The organism is Flavobacterium sp. HBTb2-11-1 (assembly GCF_009826975.1).
GTDB lineage: Bacteria > Bacteroidota > Bacteroidia > Flavobacteriales > Flavobacteriaceae > Flavobacterium.
This window is the reverse complement of record NZ_WUMO01000006.1, coordinates 348,697-365,075: the sequence shown is the minus strand read 5'-3', so window position 1 is coordinate 365,075 and position 16,379 is coordinate 348,697. Positions and strand designations below refer to the sequence as shown.

The window sequence follows — 16,379 nt, the reverse complement described above, 5'->3', positions numbered from 1 at the left end:
TATAAAAATGCATTTTAAAAATAAGGAAACTATTACAAGTTTTCTTTCTTGTTCTGATAATGCTTAAAAACACCGTTTAGAATAACTGTTATAATAATTATTACCGCTCCTATGTAAAACTCAACACTCATTTTTTCTTTTCCTCCTAATATGAAATAAGCCAAAACTATTCCGTAAACTGGCTCTAAATTAGTCGTTAACATTACAGTATAAGGCGTCAATCTTTGCATTACTTTTACAGAAGCTGTAAAGGCGTAAGCTGTACAGATGGAAGCCAAAATCAATAATAAAACCCAGTTATTCAAAGACATTTCGAAGAAATCTGCTTTAAATTTTCCTTGAAACAAAAAATAAATCGTAATAAAGAAAACTCCTGCACCAAACTCATAAAAAGTAATTACAGAAGGTTCATGATCTGAAATCAATTTTCCATTCATTAAAGTAAATAAAACACCTAAAATAATTGCGGCCAAGGCATAATAAACGCCTTCAAGGTACTTTATCTCAACTTGAAGAATCAATCCTAGACCAGCAATTATGATAAGTCCGAAAAGAACTTCATACCAAAGCACCTTTCTTCCATAAAATAATGGTTCCAATAAAGAAGCAAAAAATGCTCCTAATGAAAATATAGAAAGCGTAATAGAAACGTTTGAAACGTGAATTGCCCTAAAAAAGAAAATCCAATGAAGAGCAATCAGTAATCCGACAAAAATCAATTTAAAAAATTCCTTCACAGGAACCTGAAAAGACTGTTTTTTGAAGGCAATAAATCCACCCAAAAAAATCATCGCAATCAGCATTCTGTACCAAACCAGATTTTCGGCATCAATAGTAATTAAAGCACCCAAAATGGCGGTAAAACCCCAGATAAAAACAATTAAATGAAGATTTAAATAACTTTTTAAATTATCGTTTCGCATTACGTAACAGGTAAACTGCTAAGATTCCAAAAACAATATTCGGAAACCAGACAGCCAATAAAGGTGAGAATGTAGATTTTTCGGCAAGTGTACCAAAGATTTTATCAAAGAATACAAATGAAAACGCGATTGCAATTCCGATGGCAAGGTTCATTCCCATTCCACCGCGACGTTTCATAGAAGAAACCGAAACTGCAATAATAGTTAAAATGAATGCTGAAACTGGGATACTGTATTTTTTATAAAGAACAACCAAATAGGTATTAATATTTCCAGAACCTCTTTTTCTTTCTTTTTCAATAAAATCAATTAATTTACCCAAAGTCAGCGTTTCAGCAATATAGACTACGGGCGTTAAATCTGATAATTCAAATTTGAATGCAACATTTTTTTCGGGAGATTTTTCAATTACATCATTTAAATCTCCAACCGTCCTTTTTGTATAATCGTATAAAACATAAATCTTCTTTTTAGGATCCCATTTAATACGGCTTGCAGTAATTTTATATGTTAGTTTCTCTTTTTCGAAATGTTCTAACGAAAAATTGAAAGCTGTTTTTGATTCTTCATTAAAGCTATTTACAAATATAAAATCATGATCGTTAATCTGTCTGAAAACATTGGTGTTTTCACCACGCATGAGTTCTTTTCCGTTTCCTTTAAGATATGTATACCTAAAATTATTGTAACCTTCACTGGCTGCAGGAACAATAAAAAATCCCATTAGCAATACGAAAATCGACACAATTGTTGCCCCTATAATATAAGGACGCAGGAAACGTGTAAATGAAATTCCAGAACTCAAAATAGCAATAATCTCTGTATTATTCGCCAATTTGGATGTGAACCAAATTACCGATAAGAACAAGAATATCGGAAATAGTGAGTTAATAAAGTAAATCGTAAAATTGTAATAATAGAAAGCAATATCTCCAAACGGAATCTTGTTTTCAAGCATTTTATTTACCTTTTCCGAAACGTCAATTACGATTCCGATTGGCGCAAATAAAAGAAGCATCACAGAAAAAGTTCCGAGGTATCTTTTTAAAATGTATTTATCTATTATTGAAAGCATATATATATTGTTTGTTTGGTTCCAAGTTTCAAGTTTCACGCTCTGTAGAGAACTTGAAACTTGAGATCTGAAACTTAAAACTCTTTTAAAGTCTTTGGCTCATATTTTTAACCATCATTTCTTTCCATGGTCTAAAATCGCCTGCTAAGATATGTTTTCTAGCTTCACGAACCAACCACATGTAGAAACCAAGATTATGAATCGTTGCAATTTGCTTTCCTAAATATTCATTAGCAGCAAACAAGTGTCTCAAATAGGCTTTTGTATATTCTGTATCAACAAAAGTGTGCCCCATTTCATCAATTGGAGAAAAATCAGCTTCCCATTTTTTGTTTTTGATATTGATTGTTCCGTTTGCTGTAAACAACATTCCGTTTCTTGCGTTACGCGTTGGCATAACGCAGTCGAACATATCAATTCCTAATGCAATATTTTCCAAAATATTAATTGGAGTTCCAACCCCCATTAAGTAACGGGGTTTATCTTCTGGAAGAATTTCGCAAACTACTTCAGTCATAGCGTACATTTCTTCAGCTGGTTCACCAACAGAAAGTCCGCCAATTGCATTTCCTTGCTGACCAGCATTTGCAATATATTCAGCCGACTGGCGACGAAGATCTTTATAAGTACTTCCTTGAACAATCGGGAAAAACGTTTGTTCATAACCATATTTATAAGGCACTTTTTCCAAATGTGCTATACAGCGGTCTAACCAGCGATGCGTCATATGCATAGAACGTTGCGCATAACGATAATCGCACGGGTAAGGTGTACACTCATCAAAGGCCATGATAATATCTGCACCAATTGTACGCTGAATTTCCATTACATTCTCTGGCGTAAAAAAGTGGTAAGAACCATCAATATGCGATTTAAACTTTACCCCTTCCTCTTTAATTTTTCTATTTGAAGAAAGAGAATATACCTGATATCCTCCAGAATCAGTCAAAATATTACGATCCCAGTTCATGAACTTATGCAATCCGCCAGCTTTTTCAAGAATTTCTGTCTGAGGACGCAGATATAAATGATAGGTGTTTCCAAGAATAATATCCGGATTAATCTCTTCTTTAAGCTCGCGCTGATGCACTCCTTTTACAGAAGCAACAGTTCCAACAGGCATAAAAATAGGCGTTTCAATTACGCCATGATCAGTAGTAATACTTCCCGCTCTCGCTTTAGACTGCGGATCTTTTTGTAATAAATCAAACTTCATCTGTTTCTTTTTTCAGAGCGCAAAGATAGTTTAATTTCAGGGAAAATTTATGAATTGGAAATTTTGTCAATTAGAAAATTAGCTAATATTTTCTTAATTTCAGATTCTACGTTTTGGAATTTGGATTTTCTCATTTTGAAATTTGATTCATTTGGGCGTTTCCTAAGTCGGACTATCCGCTACAGGTAAGCATTTTTTTTCTAAATCGGGGAGACACTGCTACTATCCCTAATGCAAACAGGTTTTCAAAGAGAAATGCAAAAACTATAACGCTAACATTATTAAAGTATAACAGTTTCAACGATTCTTTTTTGTAATTTTAATATTCAACTAAAAAACTTTAGAATCATGATAAGCGCAGATGAGAAATTAGACCAAATCAAGGATGACCAAATTGAAAAAAACCTTGAAAACATGAATTATGATGCAAATGAAGATATCTACAATCAGGAAGAAAGACTAGAAGACATCGACCCGCAAGATATCTCTGGAGAAAGAATAATTAATAATGACATTCACGAATGGAAACAAAATAGTGATAAAATCGGAAATGATCTTGATGTTCCAGGCTCTGAACTTGATGACAAGCAAGAAGACCTTGGTTCAGAAGACGAAGAAAATAATTATTACAGCGAAGGAGATACTGAATAACTACATCTTTTTTATTATACCCATTACAAAAGTCTTGCAGAAATGCAAGGCTTTTTTATTGTTTCTCTTTTAAAAATGTGGACACACTCTTATAAAGAATTAAAAGCAAAACATTCGTTACATTTATTTTCATAATGTAAAAAAAATAGTAAAATTTAACAATTGCTATACAACTAAAGCAAAAAATCATTTGTCTCCCCGCAAAATAACGATTACTTTTGCTCCAGTTTAACTTTTACATATAAAATGAAGCCTAACACACAACAATTAAGCGATTTAACGATCCAAGTAAGAAGAGATATTCTTAGAATGGTACATGCTGTAAACTCTGGACACCCAGGTGGTTCTTTAGGTTGTACTGAATTTTTGGTAACATTATATCAAAATATAATGGACCGCAAAGAAGGTTTTGATATGGACGGAATTGGAGAAGACATCTTTTTCCTTTCAAATGGTCATATTTCCCCAGTATTCTATAGCGTTTTAGCGCGCAGCGGTTACTTTCCAATTTCAGAGCTTGCTACTTTTAGATTATTAAACTCTCGTTTACAAGGACATCCAACAACTCATGAAGGTTTACCTGGAGTTCGTATGGCTTCTGGTTCATTAGGACAAGGTTTATCTGTAGCTTTGGGAGCAGCTCAAGCTAAAAAATTAAACAAAGACAATCATTTAGTTTACACTTTACACGGAGACGGAGAATTGCAAGAAGGTCAAAACTGGGAAGCTATCATGTATGCTTCTGCTAAAAAAGTAGACAACATTATTGCTACAATTGACGTTAACGGAAAACAAATTGACGGAACAACTGACGAAGTTTTAGCAATGGGAAGCCTTCGCGCAAAATTTGAAGCTTTTGACTGGGATGTTTTAGAAATCACAGAAGGAAACAATATTGATGCTATCATCGCTGGTTTAACTGATGCTAAATCAAGAACAGGAAAAGGAAAACCAGTTTGTATTTTATTGCATACAGAAATGGGTAATGGTGTTGATTTCATGATGCACACGCACGCTTGGCACGGTAAAGCTCCAAATGACGAGCAATTAAAAAATGCATTAGCTCAAAACTACTCTAAAGATCAAGTTGATTACTAAAACAGCTTTAAGCTTTAAGCCATAAGCTTCACGCTTATTGCCTACTGCCTATTGCATACAGCAAAAAATAAAATGAAAAAATACGAAAATACAGGAAGCAAAGATACTCGTTCTGGTTTTGGAGCGGGAATGACTGAATTAGGTCAAAAAAACGAGAATGTTGTAGCATTATGTGCTGACTTAATTGGATCATTAAAATTTGATGAATTCAAAAAAAATCACCCAGAGCGCTTTTTCCAAATCGGAATCGCAGAAGCAAATATGATTGGAATCGCTGCAGGCTTAACGATTGGAGGAAAAATTCCATTCACAGGAACTTTTGCTAACTTCTCTACAGGAAGAGTTTACGATCAAATTCGTCAATCTGTGGCTTACTCAGACAAAAATGTAAAAATCTGCGCTTCTCACGCAGGTTTAACTTTAGGAGAAGACGGAGCTACACACCAAATCTTAGAAGATATCGGTTTAATGAAAATGTTGCCTGGCATGACTGTAATAAACACTTGCGATTACAACCAAACTAAAGCAGCAACTATTGCACTAGCAGACCACCACGGCCCTGCATACCTACGTTTCGGACGTCCAGTTGTACCTAACTTTACTCCTGCTGACGAACCATTCGTAATCGGAAAAGCTATTCTTTTAAACGAAGGAACTGATGTAACAATTATCGCAACAGGACACCTAGTTTGGGAAGCCCTTATCGCAGCTGAAAAATTAGAAGAAAAAGGAATTTCTGCTGAAGTAATCAACATCCACACTATCAAGCCTCTTGACAAAGAAGCAATTCTTAAATCAGTTGCTAAAACGAGATGCGTAGTTACTGCAGAAGAGCACAACTACCTTGGAGGTCTTGGAGAAAGCGTTTCAGGAGTATTAGCATTAAACAATCCAACTCCACAAGAATTTGTAGCAGTACAAGATAGTTTTGGAGAATCTGGAACTCCAGAGCAATTAATGGAAAAATACAAATTAAACAATCAAGCCATTGTTGAAGCTGCAGAAAGAGTAATCAAAAGAAAGTAATTTTAAACTTTTTTAATTTCATAAAAAAACCTCGGAATGCAAATTCCGAGGTTTTTTATTGCCTTTTCTTAAAACAAGTTTTACAAACTATTGCCTTGCATTTTTTCCACTGAGGAAATTCATACAGGGCAAATTATTTATTTTATAAAAAAAGCCTCGAAATGTAAATTCCGAGGCCTCAATATTTGGTATAATTTTTTAATTCTTTTGATAAGGATATGTTTTATCAACATGAATTCTTAATCGTCCTGGTGCTGTATAATCTTCTGGAACAAATTTACGAGGATTTGTTATTGATTCCGATTTAGTAGGATCAGTAAGTTCTCCTGTTGGTCTTCTTGGAATTCCTCTCGGTTCCGTTTCATCAACATTTGGTGTACTAGTATCATCAGTCATTGGATCCCAAGGATAATAGTTTCTTATTCCAAAATAAAAAGGTCCCCCATCTAATGTTCCCCAACCTACCTGATCACTAGGCTTTGTAAGTTCAAATCTGGTCGTATATCCATCCCCATCATCATCCAAATCTAAAAAGTCAGGAATTCCATCTTTATCAGTATCATCTATTAACTCATCTGGCAATTTAGGATATCTTGCGGCATCTCCTTGATTATACACATACCCATCACCATTAACATCCTCTAAATAGGTTGGCACACCATCACCTACAATTGCTTGCGCTGAAGCGCTATATTCAAGATCAGAACGCTTTAAAGCAAATAATTTAAAACTAAACACTAAAGGTGAATATGCTGGTATATCCGATGTAGAACTGCCATAATACCCTAATCCTGAAGGTAAAAACATGACTCCAGCACCATAATCGTTATAAGTAATAGTCCCATCATCACCTGTAGGGTTACGAGTGCCTACTTTAAATTGTGGCATAATCTCTCCCCAACCCTCAATTACACCATTTGAAGCATAAATATTCAAATTGAAGTCACGCGCCAATCCATAAGAGGTATCAAACTGAGTGCCATTTAAAAGCGTTCCTGTATAAGAAACCGTAACCTCATCGAAATTACATGGTGCGTCACCAACACCTTTATTTAAAATTAAATAATAAACTTTATAATTTACATCACGGCTATAAACAGGCCTAACTTTCAAAGGATACTCTTGCTGATCCCAAATAGAAACTTGAGTTCCTCCGGCAGGAATTTTTTCTATTTTAACATCAAAAGTCGTGTTATCTACAACAATATAATTAGTCTTTAAAAATTTTTCAATAGAATCATTATCTGCTTTATACTGCTCTGCATAATCCCTTACCGGAACTACCACTGAATCATCATCATCACTTTTATTACAAGAAACGATAGCGAAACCAGCAAGTAATAAAACAAAATAATATTTAAATTTATTCATTATTATCATTTTTTTAGGTGCGCAAGATACAATATTGATTTATTTTTGTAAAGAATTTAACTTGGATTTTAGAAAAATTATGAGAATAGATAAATACTTGTGGTGCGTTCGTTATTACAAGACCAGAAACATGGTTACTGAAGCTTGCAAAAAGAATCAGATCACTGTAAATGGGCAGATTGCAAAACCTTCAAAAGAAGTTTTTCCTACAGACCGAATTACGTTTAGAAAAGATCAAATTACACAGATTATAACAGTTTTAGATATTCCGCAAAATCGTGTCGGCGCAAAATTGGTTGATTTATATCAAAAAAACGAAACTCCGCCAGAAGCGTATGCGCATTTAGAGTTATTAAAACTATCCAAAGAACACTATAGAAGGAGTGGCACGGGGCGTCCAACCAAAAAAGACAGAAGAGACATCGATGATTACGGTGACGAAATTTACGATGATGAAGAAGATCATGATGAAAATTAATACCGAAAGTTAAATCCCAGATTCCAAATACAGCAACTTTAAAATTCACAATTCTATCCTTGCCTACAAAGCTTGGAATTTGGAATTTTTAAAATTGGATTTTAAATTAATTATCTTAGCAAAAAAAATAGACCATGAGCAGCAATATTATCCTAACCCATCAGGAAATCGAACATAAAATAAAACGTATCGCTTATCAAATTTACGAGACTTTTGTTGACGAAGAAGAAGTTGTTATTGCAGGAATTGCTTCTAACGGATTTGTTTTTGCCGAAAAAATTGCTTCGGCACTTAGCAGCATTTCTACCTTAAAGGTTTCTATCTGCGAAGTAAAAGTAAACAAACAAAATCCGCAAGAAGCTATACAAACTTCATTAAGCCCTGAGGAATACAAAAACAAAGGACTTGTTTTGGTTGACGATGTATTAAATTCAGGCACTACATTAATATATGCTGTTCGTCATTTCTTAGACGTTCCGCTTAAAAAATTCAAAACAGCAGTACTTGTTGACCGAAACCACAAAAAATATCCCGTAAAGGCCGATTTTAAAGGAATTTCACTTTCAACATCTTTATTAGAGCATGTTCAAGTAGTTTTCAATTCAGAAAACGGCGATTATGCTTCCCTAAGCTAAGATTTCTAAAATATCTTGAACCGTTTCTTCGACAGATTTATTATCTACCGAAACCTTATGTTTTGCCTGATTGTAGTAGAAACTTCTGTCGAATAAATGTTTCGCGATGAACTCTTTCATTTCTTCTTCATTCATATTAGCAATTAAAGGACGTTTGCTTTTATTATGCACCAATCTATTATATAAGGTATCAATTGATGCCTTTAAATATATAGAGGTAACACCTTCCCCTTTTAACAATTCATGATTATTGGCATAACATGGAGTTCCTCCTCCTAGTCCTATAATATTATTTTCAGAAGATTGCAGCAATTCAACAAACATTTCATGTTCAAGTTTTCGAAAATAGACTTCACCATGCTTCTCAAAAATCTCATTTATGGATAAATTTGCTCTTTCTTCGATGCATTTATCCAAATCCAAGAACGGAATATTTGTAATTTTTGACAAATTTTGGGCGATTGTTGACTTTCCGCAACCCATGTAACCTAACAGTACAATTTTTTTCATATTAATAAAACCTTATAAACTAAGCAATTGGAGATTTTTCCAAAAAAAAGACAAATTTATGATAAAATAGCTTGGAAACTTCAAAAAAAACTCCTTATATTTGCACCCGCATTCAAGAAATTAAATGACTCGATAGCTCAGTCGGTAGAGCACATCACTTTTAATGATGGGGTCCTGGGTTCGAGCCCCAGTCGGGTCACAAATTTTGTGATTAACAAATTAAATTTCTTGAAAGTAATGACTCGATAGCTCAGTCGGTAGAGCACATCACTTTTAATGATGGGGTCCTGGGTTCGAGCCCCAGTCGGGTCACAAAGGTCGGGTAATTTATTTTACTCGACCTTTTTTCTTTTTAGGCCATGTGGAGAAACGGTAGACTCGCCATCTTGAGGGGGTGGTGCTCGCAAGGGCGTGAGGGTTCAAATCCCTCCATGGTCACAACAGAAAACCTATTTTACTGTAAAATAATGATTTACATTTTTTATTGAAATTAATTTAAAATTCGTTTCAAAAAACAGCTAATAAGCTAAAATAAGTCCTTATATTTGCACCCTCATTGAAGAAATGAAGACTCGATAGCTCAGTCGGTAGAGCACATCACTTTTAATGATGGGGTCCTGGGTTCGAGCCCCAGTCGGGTCACAAAAGGTCAAGTAATTATTTTACTTGGCTTTTTTTTGTTTTAGGGATAATCAACCAAAACACATCTTCGTAATTCCTCACCTCTCCTTAAATACCTCTTCATTTACACAAATATTATTTAAAAAGAAATTCCTTTCAGAATAAAAACTTTCCTAAATTCGTTGACAAATAATTAAATCACTAATCCCAAATTAGTATTATGAAAAACCTACTATTAGCATCATTTATAATGATGACTTGCTCTATCTGGGCACAATCTGCAACGGGCTATTTTGACAAAGCCATGAAAAAAGCTGAAGCTGGCAACACCAAAGGCGCAATCGCCGATTACACAAAAGCCATCAGCATGAATTCTAAATTCGTTGAAGCCTATCAGAATCGCGGTGTCGCAAAATTCAAGCTAAACGACTTAAAAGGAGCTCAAGCCGACTTTAGCAAAACAATCGAGCTGGACAGCATGAATGCTGATGCTTTTACAGGCAGAGCCAATGTCAACTACAAACTACAGAATTATCAAGGCACAATTGAGGACTGCACCTCTTCCTTAGGCTTAAATCCAAAAGATTATATAGCTTACAACTTAAGAGGTTTGGCTTACAACAAAATTGGAGACAAGAAAAACTCTTGCAAAGATTTCACTAAAGCAATTGAGCTTGGAAGCCAGAGCGCTATAAAAAATAAAGCTACTTTTTGCAAATAGCAAAACTAGAAACCCAAAAAAGGCCTGCATACTAAAAATATGCAAGCCTTCTTTTTTACCAAAGTAATATATTTCTTAAGAATTATATACCTGATTTTAGGTAAAAAATATATTTTAAATACGTAAACCTCTAATCCTCTATCTTTTTAATGTAGTTTTAAGGCCGAATCTAAGATTTTATTTTACATTTGTTGACTTAATCTCGAAAAATGATAAACAATATAAAAACTGTTTTCAGCATTAAAGATCTTGAGAACTTATCTGGAATAAAAGCGCATACCATACGCATCTGGGAAAAGAGATACAACATCCTTGAACCTATGCGAACTGATACTAATATCAGATTTTACAATCTTCACAATTTGCAGAAACTTTTAAACATTACGTTACTGCACGAATACGGGTACAAGATTTCCAAAATCGCTACATATCCTGAAGAAAAGATACCGCAACTGGTACGCGAAATAATTTCAAAGAAAAATTCTCAAAACTATGCCATTACTTCTTTTAAAATGGCGATGATGAACTTTGACCAAGAATTATTCTTTAATACATTCGATTGGCTTATTACTGAAAAAACGTTTAAAGAAGTTTTTAAAGAACATTTTTTACCTCTTCTAAAAGAGTTAGGATTATTGTGGCAATCTGAAACCATTACTCCTGCTAATGAACATTTTATGAGTCATTTAATTAAGCAGAAAATATTGATTTACACAGAAAGCCTTCAGATTAGAAAACCAACCAAAACTGATCGAATCTTTGTTTTATCACTTCCGCTAAACGAAATCCATCAAATTGGATTATTATATCTGCAATATGAAATCCTTGACAAAGGCTACAAAACCATTTATCTTGGAGAAAGTATGCCCATCGAAAACTTACAGGACTTAACAAAGCATTTTGAGAATATCACATTTGTTTCTTTCATGACTGTTCAGCCAGATCGAAGCGTAATCAATCAATATGTGAAATCTATGGGACAGAAATTGCTGCAGGAAAACAACGAAATCTGGCTTATGGGCAAAATGGTGGAACACATCGATCAGAAGGTCCTTACTGACAGAATTCGAGTTTTTGATTCAATGGAAGAAACTATTAACATGCTTTAATTTATTTTTGTTTAAGTTTTTCTTATATTTGTTAAACAAATGAGAAAAACAATTCAAATAATAGGTTCAGGCTTCTCTTCTTTAGCAGCCGCTTGTTACCTTGCCCAGCAAGGAAATAAGGTTACTGTTTACGAAAAAAACAGTACAATTGGCGGGCGCGCAAGACAGTTTAAGGCAAACGGTTTCACTTTTGATATGGGACCAAGCTGGTATTGGATGCCAGATGTCTTTGAACGCTTTTTTCAGGATTTCAATAAAAGACCTTCTGATTATTACGAACTGATAAAATTAAATCCAGCCTATAGGGTTTATTTCGGAATCAATGATTTTATCAGCATCTATGATAATTTGGAAGAAATAAAATATACTTTTGAAACCATAGAAAAAGGAAGCGGCGAAAAGCTGCAAAATTTTATTGATCAAGCCAAAAGCAATTATGACATTGCTATAAAGGATTTAGTTTATCGTCCAGGAATTTCTCCGCTTGAATTAATTACAAAAGAAACCGCATTAAAACTGAATCAGTTTTTCAAGAATGTAAGCGCCGATATTCGAAAAACTTTCAAAAATGAAAGATTAATTCAGATTCTCGAATTTCCCGTTTTATTTCTTGGAGCAAAACCGAGTAAAACGCCTTCGTTTTACAATTTTATGAATTATGCCGATTTCGGCTTAGGGACGTGGCACCCCAAAACGGGAATGTTTGATGTTATTCGAGGAATCGAAAAACTCGCTTTGGAACTTGGCGTTACCATTCAAACCAATTCATCAATTGAAAAAATAATCGTTGAGAATAAAACAGCGACTGGAATCGTCATTGATGGTAAAGTCATAAAATCTGATGTTGTTCTTAGCGGAGCTGATTATCATCATTCTGAAACATTACTCGAAAAGGAACACAGAATGTATTCCGAAAAATATTGGGAAAACAGAGTTTTTGCTCCATCCTCACTCCTATTTTTTGTAGGTTTCGATAAAAAAATAGAAAACATTTCGCATCATGCTTTATTTTTTGATGTAGATTTCAATCAGCATGCAGCAGATATTTACGATCAGCCAAAGTGGCCAGAACAACCTTTATTCTACGCTAACTTTCCATCAAAAACAGATAAAACTGCAGCGCCAGATGGAATGGAATCTGGATTTTTTTTAATTCCGCTTGCACCTGGAATTGAAGATAACGAAGCACTACGGGAAGAATATTTTGAGAGAATAATTACTCGTTTTGAGGAACTTACCCAGCAAAAAATTAAAAATAACATTATCTTTAAGAAATCATTCTGCAAAAATGACTTTGTAAACGACTATAACGCTTATAAAGGAAATGCTTACGGAATGGCCAATACTCTATTACAAACTGCTTTTCTAAGACCAAAATTAAAAAGCAAAAAAGTCAAGAATCTATATTTTACAGGACAGTTAACTGTTCCTGGTCCAGGTGTTCCGCCTGCTTTAATTTCAGGAAAACTAGCAGCTGAATTAATTCAAAAATCTTTTAGATCTTAAAAAATGAAATCACTATTTGACGCCGTTTCTTTCAAATGCAGCAAATTGGTTACCAAAAATTACAGCACCTCCTTTTCGCTTGCTGTTAAAATGCTTTCGCCAAGCATTCGTGATGCTATTTACAGTATTTACGGATTTGTTCGTTTTGCTGACGAAATTGTAGATTCTTTTCATGATTATGAAAAAGAATATCTCATTGAAGATTTTGAAAAAGAATATTATAAAGCAATGCAATTAGGCATCAGTTTAAATCCTATTTTAAATTCGTTTCAGCAGACTGTAAAAGAATATAATATTACTGATGATTTGGTTCAGGCGTTTTTAAAAAGCATGAAAATGGATTTAATCAAATCCAATTATCAAACACAAGCTGAATATATAGATTATATTTACGGCTCTGCAGATGTCGTTGGACTCATGTGCTTGAAAGTTTTTGTTTCTGGAAAAGAGCACAAATACGAACAATTGAAAAATGAAGCTATGCGTTTAGGTTCGGCTTTTCAGAAAGTAAATTTCCTGAGAGATTTAAAAGATGACAATACCATCCTGAATAGAACTTATTTCCCAGGCGTAAATCTGAATAATTTCACAGAAGACTCTAAAACACAAATCATTAAAGAAATTGAAGAAGATTTCAGAATTGCTTATCAGGGAATTGTAAAACTGCCTATTGAAGCAAAATTCGGTGTTTATACGGCTTATGTTTATTATAAAAAATTATTGAAAAAGCTAAAAAATACACCTTATTACGAAATTGGAAATTCTAGAATTCGAGTTTCTAATTATACAAAAGCAGGACTTTTAGCGCAGTCTTTTGTGACGTATAAATTGAAACTTGTGTAATCTTATTCAGTTATCGAGTTCTCAATAAAAGCCAACAGTTTGTCATTTCGACTAGGAGAAATGACAAGATTGAGAGAATCGCAGACTTAAAACCAAAATAGTCAATCTTTTTGAGTCAATCTTTTATAATTCAAAGCTAAACTCAAAAACAATAAAACGATAATTTTAAAACATCAACATTAATAAAAATGATTTCTTTTTTAATCTTTTTAAGCGTTTTTCTGTTCATGGAATGTGTTACTTGGCTAACTCATAAATATGTGATGCATGGTTTTATGTGGTATTTTCATGCCGATCATCATCAGCCGAAATATGAAGATACTTTTGAACGCAACGATATTTTCTTTGTCATATTTGCCATTCCGAGCATTGTCTTATTTTATTTTGGAGTTCAGGGCGGATTCAATTATTTGTTTTTTATCGCCTGCGGAATCACACTTTATGGAGTCTGTTATTTTCTAATTCATGATGTATTAATCCATCAACGTTTTAAATGGTTTAAAAACACTAAAAACAAATATCTCATCGGACTTAGAAAAGCGCATAAAATACACCACAAACATTTAGGCAAAGAAAAAGGAGAATGTTTTGGAATGCTATTCGTTCCCTTTAAATATTATAAAATGTAGCATTATTTGAACACGTTAGTGTTTCAACAAAGATTTGTGATTATGAAATTACACAAGATAGTAACCGTACAGCATATCAATACAAGTGTAGAAAACTGTTGGGATTTTTTTTCCGATCCAAAAAACTTGCAAACCATTACGCTTGATAATATGAATTTCCAAATTCAGGATTATGACGGCAAACGCATGTATCATGGACAAATTATCACTTACACCTTAAAACCCCTTTTCGGAATCACAATGTCTTGGGTTACCGAAATTACGGCTTGCAAAGAAAACGAGTATTTCGTAGACATTCAGCAATTTGGGCCTTACAAATTGTGGCATCATAAACATTTCTTTGAACCAACACCAGATGGCGGAACAAAAATGACTGACATAGTACATTATGCTCTCCCACTTGGAATTCTAGGCAGAATCATGAATCAATTAGTTGTAAAAAACAAACTGAAAAGGATTTTCGATTATAGATTTAATAAAATCGAAGAATTATTTAATTCTAAAAAATAAATCGCATTTTTTTTAGTCTCGCAAAGACGCTAAGTCGCAATTTTTTTTCACAAAGGCTTAAGAGAAAAATTGCTTTGTGACTTAGCGCCTTTCGGAGCTATTTGATTCGAAATAAAAACCTTTAAAATTATTTTTATTAAGACAAACCAATGACAAAACAAAAAGTTACTTTATTTTGGTTTAGACGTGATTTGCGTTTAGAAGACAACACAGGATTATTTCATGCTTTACAGTCTAATTTTCCTGTCGTTCCTCTTTTTATCTTTGACGATGATATTTTGGACCGTCTGCCGAAAAATGACGCTCGAGTGACTTTTATTTATGATTCACTCCAAAAAGTAAATTCAGAATTAAATAAACTCGATTCTTCTATCTTAATAAAAAAAGGGAAAACAAAAGACATTTGGAAATCACTTATGGAAGAATTTGATATTCAATCGGTTTTCTTTAACAAAGATTACGAACCTTTTGCCATCAAACGCGACACAGCGATAACTGCTTTATTAAAAGAAAACAACATTAAAACTTTCTTTTATAAAGATCATGTTATTTTTGAGGAAAAAGAAATCACAAAAGCAGATGGAAAACCATATACGGTTTACACTCCATATAAGAATAAATGGCTAGAGAAATACCATTTTTTAGGATCGGCTACGGAATATGACTCTGTTCCGTTTCACAGCAATTTCGCGAAAAATAAATTTACTTTTCCTGATTTAGCCGAAATTGGTTTTGAAAGAAGCGATATAAAAGTCAAGCCGCACAACTTAACACAAATTGCCCAGTATAAAGAAACAAGAGATTTTCCCGCTTTAGACAGCACTTCTTATCTTTCTCCGCATTTACGTTTTGGAACTGTGAGTATTCGCAAATTGGTAAACTGGGCAAACCGAAAAAATCAGACTTTTTTAAGCGAACTCATCTGGAGAGAATTCTTTATTCAGATTTTGTTTAGCTTTCCGAATTGCGTAAATCATAATTTCAAATCCAATTACGACGGAATTCAATGGCGAAATAACGAAGATGATTTCAAACGTTGGTGTGCTGGAGAAACAGGTTATCCAATGGTTGATGCTGGAATGCGTCAGTTAAACGAAACGGGCTATATGCATAATCGCGTTCGAATGGTTGTAGCGAGCTTTTTATGCAAACATTTGCTTATCGATTGGCGATGGGGAGAAGCTTATTTTGCCGAAAAACTTTTAGATTTTGAACTGGCTTCAAACGTAGGAAACTGGCAATGGGCTGCAGGAACTGGTTGTGATGCTGCTCCTTATTTCCGAGTTTTTAATCCCGAAATTCAGCAGCAAAAATTTGACCCAAAAGGAGAATATATCCGTAAATGGATTCCAGAATTTGATTTCGGATATAATGAACCAATGATTGATCATGCCTTTGCTAGAGATCGTGCGATTGAGACTTACAAGGCTGGGATTTTGAAGTAAAGTTTTTGTTTT

Annotated in this window: 17 protein-coding genes and 4 tRNA genes; 16 read left to right on the top strand and 5 right to left on the bottom strand. The window is 33.9% G+C overall.

Translation table 11 applies throughout. From position 1 onward, the window contains the following. Positions 1-32 precede the first annotated feature (32 nt). The 3 genes from GR162_RS15770 to tgt all read right to left on the bottom strand — a co-directional run bounded on the left by GR162_RS15770 (position 33) and on the right by tgt (position 3,214). Positions 33-923, bottom strand: coding sequence for a DMT family transporter (locus GR162_RS15770; RefSeq protein WP_160782918.1), 891 nt, complete (start codon positions 921-923; stop codon positions 33-35). Continuing rightward, complete coding sequence (locus tag GR162_RS15765) at positions 910-1,998, bottom strand: LptF/LptG family permease (RefSeq protein WP_160782917.1); 1,089 nt, start codon at positions 1,996-1,998, stop codon at positions 910-912. The genes GR162_RS15770 and GR162_RS15765 overlap by 14 nt, the downstream gene beginning before the upstream one ends. Before the next feature lie 85 nt (positions 1,999-2,083). Then, positions 2,084-3,214 (bottom strand): tRNA guanosine(34) transglycosylase Tgt, encoded by a 1,131-nt coding sequence (gene tgt / locus GR162_RS15760; protein ID WP_091134862.1) that lies wholly within the window; start codon positions 3,212-3,214, stop codon positions 2,084-2,086. A 348-nt stretch (positions 3,215-3,562) separates the two neighbouring features. Between tgt and GR162_RS15755 the strand changes: the two genes are divergently transcribed. The 3 genes from GR162_RS15755 (at position 3,563) to GR162_RS15745 (ending at position 5,989) form a co-directional block, all read left to right on the top strand. Further along, entirely contained in the window at positions 3,563-3,865 is a 303-nt protein-coding gene (locus GR162_RS15755) for a hypothetical protein (RefSeq protein ID WP_160782916.1), read from the top strand. Between the two features lie 246 nt (positions 3,866-4,111). Next, the gene (locus GR162_RS15750; RefSeq protein ID WP_008464913.1) at positions 4,112-4,963 is read left to right on the top strand and encodes a transketolase; all 852 of its coding nucleotides are present in this window, start codon (positions 4,112-4,114) and stop codon (positions 4,961-4,963) included. A 72-nt stretch (positions 4,964-5,035) separates the two neighbouring features. Beyond that, positions 5,036-5,989, top strand: a complete 954-nt coding sequence (locus GR162_RS15745) for a transketolase family protein (protein WP_160782915.1) — start codon at positions 5,036-5,038, stop codon at positions 5,987-5,989. Between the two features lie 198 nt (positions 5,990-6,187). Here the strand turns inward: GR162_RS15745 and GR162_RS15740 are convergent, their stop codons facing one another. Further along, complete coding sequence (locus tag GR162_RS15740; protein ID WP_237421377.1) at positions 6,188-7,369, bottom strand: FKBP-type peptidyl-prolyl cis-trans isomerase; 1,182 nt, start codon at positions 7,367-7,369, stop codon at positions 6,188-6,190. Positions 7,370-7,439: 70 nt separating this feature from the next. Here GR162_RS15740 and GR162_RS15735 point away from each other — a divergent pair, with 70 nt between their 5' ends. Together GR162_RS15735 and GR162_RS15730 are read left to right on the top strand one after the other, a co-directional pair. After that, positions 7,440-7,838, top strand: coding sequence for an RNA-binding S4 domain-containing protein (locus GR162_RS15735; RefSeq protein WP_160782914.1), 399 nt, complete (start codon positions 7,440-7,442; stop codon positions 7,836-7,838). A 134-nt stretch (positions 7,839-7,972) separates the two neighbouring features. Then, positions 7,973-8,473, top strand: a complete 501-nt coding sequence (locus tag GR162_RS15730) for a phosphoribosyltransferase domain-containing protein (protein ID WP_091134903.1) — start codon at positions 7,973-7,975, stop codon at positions 8,471-8,473. Here GR162_RS15730 and GR162_RS15725 read toward each other — a convergent pair. Beyond that, the gene (locus GR162_RS15725; RefSeq protein WP_160782913.1) at positions 8,465-8,983 is read right to left on the bottom strand and encodes a shikimate kinase; all 519 of its coding nucleotides are present in this window, start codon (positions 8,981-8,983) and stop codon (positions 8,465-8,467) included. The genes GR162_RS15730 and GR162_RS15725 overlap by 9 nt on opposite strands. A gap of 126 nt (positions 8,984-9,109) precedes the next feature. On the opposite strand from GR162_RS15725, the gene GR162_RS15720 reads away from it, so the two are divergent. The 11 genes from GR162_RS15720 to GR162_RS15670 all read left to right on the top strand — a co-directional run bounded on the left by GR162_RS15720 (position 9,110) and on the right by GR162_RS15670 (position 16,367). Beyond that, positions 9,110-9,182 (top strand) — tRNA-Lys (locus GR162_RS15720). Between the two features lie 40 nt (positions 9,183-9,222). Then, positions 9,223-9,295 (top strand) — tRNA-Lys (locus GR162_RS15715). Between the two features lie 43 nt (positions 9,296-9,338). Next, a tRNA-Leu gene (locus tag GR162_RS15710) sits at positions 9,339-9,421 on the top strand. Positions 9,422-9,552: 131 nt separating this feature from the next. Then, a tRNA-Lys gene (locus GR162_RS15705) sits at positions 9,553-9,625 on the top strand. Positions 9,626-9,824: 199 nt separating this feature from the next. After that, positions 9,825-10,325, top strand: coding sequence for a tetratricopeptide repeat protein (locus GR162_RS15700; RefSeq protein ID WP_119792711.1), 501 nt, complete (start codon positions 9,825-9,827; stop codon positions 10,323-10,325). A gap of 209 nt (positions 10,326-10,534) precedes the next feature. After that, entirely contained in the window at positions 10,535-11,434 is a 900-nt protein-coding gene (locus GR162_RS15695) for a MerR family transcriptional regulator (RefSeq protein WP_160782912.1), read from the top strand. Between the two features lie 39 nt (positions 11,435-11,473). After that, positions 11,474-12,940, top strand: coding sequence for an NAD(P)/FAD-dependent oxidoreductase (locus GR162_RS15690; protein ID WP_160782911.1), 1,467 nt, complete (start codon positions 11,474-11,476; stop codon positions 12,938-12,940). Positions 12,941-12,943: 3 nt separating this feature from the next. Then, positions 12,944-13,783 carry a phytoene/squalene synthase family protein gene (locus tag GR162_RS15685; protein ID WP_008464902.1) on the top strand — a complete coding sequence of 280 codons (840 nt, stop codon included), beginning with the start codon at positions 12,944-12,946 and terminating at the stop codon, positions 13,781-13,783. Positions 13,784-13,971: 188 nt separating this feature from the next. Next, positions 13,972-14,412 (top strand): sterol desaturase family protein, encoded by a 441-nt coding sequence (locus GR162_RS15680; RefSeq protein ID WP_008464900.1) that lies wholly within the window; start codon positions 13,972-13,974, stop codon positions 14,410-14,412. Positions 14,413-14,454: 42 nt separating this feature from the next. Further along, positions 14,455-14,922, top strand: a complete 468-nt coding sequence (locus tag GR162_RS15675; protein ID WP_160782910.1) for an SRPBCC family protein — start codon at positions 14,455-14,457, stop codon at positions 14,920-14,922. A 149-nt stretch (positions 14,923-15,071) separates the two neighbouring features. After that, entirely contained in the window at positions 15,072-16,367 is a 1,296-nt protein-coding gene (locus GR162_RS15670; protein WP_160782909.1) for a deoxyribodipyrimidine photo-lyase, read from the top strand. Positions 16,368-16,379: the final 12 nt, after the last annotated feature.